Raw genomic sequence first — 1,148 nt, forward strand, 5'->3', positions numbered from 1 at the left:
ACAAAGAACTGAGGTAAAAAACAAACAAAATCTTCATTAAATTTAGATACTATTATTCTAGGCTCATAGATTCAAAAACGGATTCTTTGAGCTTTTTTATTGTATTAAATTTCTATTTATCTAGGCAATATAGAAACGTAAGTTTCATCATATGGCCTTTTAGATTTTGCTATAGCAAAACACTGTTTTAATAACTTATTAGCAACAGCTATCAAAGCTAGTTTTTTACTTTTTCCTTTATTTACTATCCGATGATATAGTTCTCTGCAAGCTTTGTTGTGTTTACAAGCATTAAAAGCACATAAAAACAAAAGATTCCGAAGCTTTCGATTACCTACCTTGCTTATTCGTGCACGGCCTCCGACACTACTACCAGATTCTCTAATTGTCGGTGTGATTCCTACATAGCTACAAAGTTGTGAGGCATTCTCGAACTTAGTAAATCCATCGGTAATTACAATTAAAAATAAAGCTGTTTTAAGTCCTATTCCTGGGATGCTTTGTAACAAGGTTAATTGTTCTTGTTGCTCTTCTTTTACTAAGGATAAAATCTTTAATTCAATTGCTTTGACTTCTTTATCTAGTTGCTTCTTATTTCGCACTAAAGAACGGTAAACAAACTTAGAAGGAACACCTAAAACGTCTTCTCCGTGTATCTTATTTTTTGTTGCTGTACGTTGCTTTAAATAGGCATCTAACAATCGAAACAATTGCAAACACTCACTCTGAGTATTTGTGAGGGCATTATACAACGGAACCTCTTGTGTTAAACCATATTCACAAACAGCCTTGGCGTCACTTTTATCCGTTTTTACTTTAGCTAGTTTCATTTGTATAAATCGCTTTATCGATAATGGGTTTACTACTGAAACTACTACTTTATTTTTGTAAAGAAACTGTGCCAATCTGTAATGATAATACCCTGTGGCTTCCATTACAACTAAACTGCCCTCTGGTAGTAACTTCAGAAACTTATTGAATCCTTTTTCAGTGTTTTTAAACTGCAAATGTCCTTGAATACTTCCATAACAATCAAAAACATCCTTGCTAATGTCAATCCCAAAAGTTTCTGTATATTTATTCATAAGTAATGATTTATGAAAGAACTAGCTACTAGTATCACAACAACTTGAAAACGAGATCTAAAG

The 1,148-nt window shown here is 32.6% G+C and carries 1 protein-coding gene; it reads right to left on the bottom strand.

What is annotated here, in order from left to right:
• Positions 1 to 116 precede the first annotated feature (116 nt).
• Complete coding sequence (locus KO500_RS12900; protein WP_215956968.1) at positions 117 to 1,085, bottom strand: IS110 family transposase; 969 nt, start codon at positions 1,083 to 1,085, stop codon at positions 117 to 119.
• Positions 1,086 to 1,148: the final 63 nt, after the last annotated feature.

This window comes from Cellulophaga baltica (assembly GCF_018861125.1).
Classification (GTDB): Bacteria; Bacteroidota; Bacteroidia; order Flavobacteriales; family Flavobacteriaceae; genus Cellulophaga; species Cellulophaga baltica_A.